Genomic DNA, 1256 nt, shown 5'->3' on the forward strand with positions numbered 1-1256 from the left:
CGCCGACACGCTGACCACTGTGAGCCAACAAACTTGCCGTTCTGTCTGCTTTTCCTCGCCAAGATGGCCCCATCTGAATCAAAGAACAGTCGGTTGTACCACCACCGATATCCACCACCAAAATCAGTTTGTCTTCGCTAAGCGTCGCTTCGTATTCTAAACCAGCGGCTACTGGCTCAAACTGAAATTCGATATTTTGAAAACCGGCACGTTTGGCAGCGCGAAGTAGAATATTTTCCGCTTGAATGTTCGCCGTTTCTCCACCACGACCATGAAAGTTGATTGGGCGACCAATCACCGCATCCGTAATGCTTTGCTGAGCATGGTTTTCTGCCTGAGCTTTGATGTTGTCCATCATGGCGCAAACCAGATCTTCAAAGAAGCTCAGCTGAACATCACGCAAGCCAGATGCACCAAGAAACGACTTTGGTGACTTCACGTAATAGATATCGCGTGGGTCTTCTAAATAGCGGTTCAACGCTGCCTGCCCAAACGCGATGTCTTCTGGCTCCAGCTCGATGCTCTCTTCTCGGTTCAAGTTGATTGCGCGGCGCAGTACCTGCTCTCCAACTTGATCAAACGGTTTGATGTCACGGTGACGAAACAGATGCTCAGACACAGACTCACGAGTCGGAGCTGCTAGGGTGGAAGGAATGAACGGGCTATCCCCTTCAAGATTTAGCAAAACAGGCTCGCCTGATTCCATTTTTGCCACTGAACAGTTTGCAGTGCCATAGTCAAAGCCAATATACATGAGTCCTCCCACTGACGAAAAAAAGGTCGGCAATGCTAACTCAATGGCACATGAATTACTACTCAAACGGTAGAGCGATTCTCGCTTATTCGCTTTCGGACGTTTCTTTTTTCATGGCAGGTAACACGACGGCTAACAATAACGCTAATAAAAGAAAAGCAGGCGTGAGTTTCAATCCTTGCCAAATTGAGTACGTGTCGTGAAACAGCCAAAAAATTCCTATCGTTAACAAGTAAGCAAAATAGCTGCTGAACACTAAACTCATGGCGACAAAACGCGTGCGATTGATGATGAGGATTCGCACTAAATATTGGCTAAGTAAACTCGCACAATGCATCGCCAATTGCCAGTTAATGATAAAAAAAGCCAGAGAAACAAATCCAGCTACCAGCATGGCGTCGTGCGTACTAACAATAAAGTAGCTGCCGAAACGGCTCATCATAACAGGATAATTGCCTTCGTAGACGATGGACCAAGAGATCGCATTCGCCACTGCAATATA

Annotated in this window: 2 protein-coding genes; both read right to left on the reverse strand. The window is 46.8% G+C overall.

What is annotated here, in order from left to right:
• Positions 1–754, reverse strand: a 754-nt coding sequence (yegD, locus tag R8269_RS24865; protein ID WP_318222864.1) for a molecular chaperone, incomplete at its 3' end; no start/stop codon positions are given.
• Positions 755–839: 85 nt separating this feature from the next.
• On the reverse strand, positions 840–1256 hold a 417-nt coding region (locus R8269_RS24870), incomplete at its 5' end, for a hypothetical protein (RefSeq protein WP_318222865.1).

The organism is Vibrio sp. Vb0667 (genome assembly GCF_033391095.1).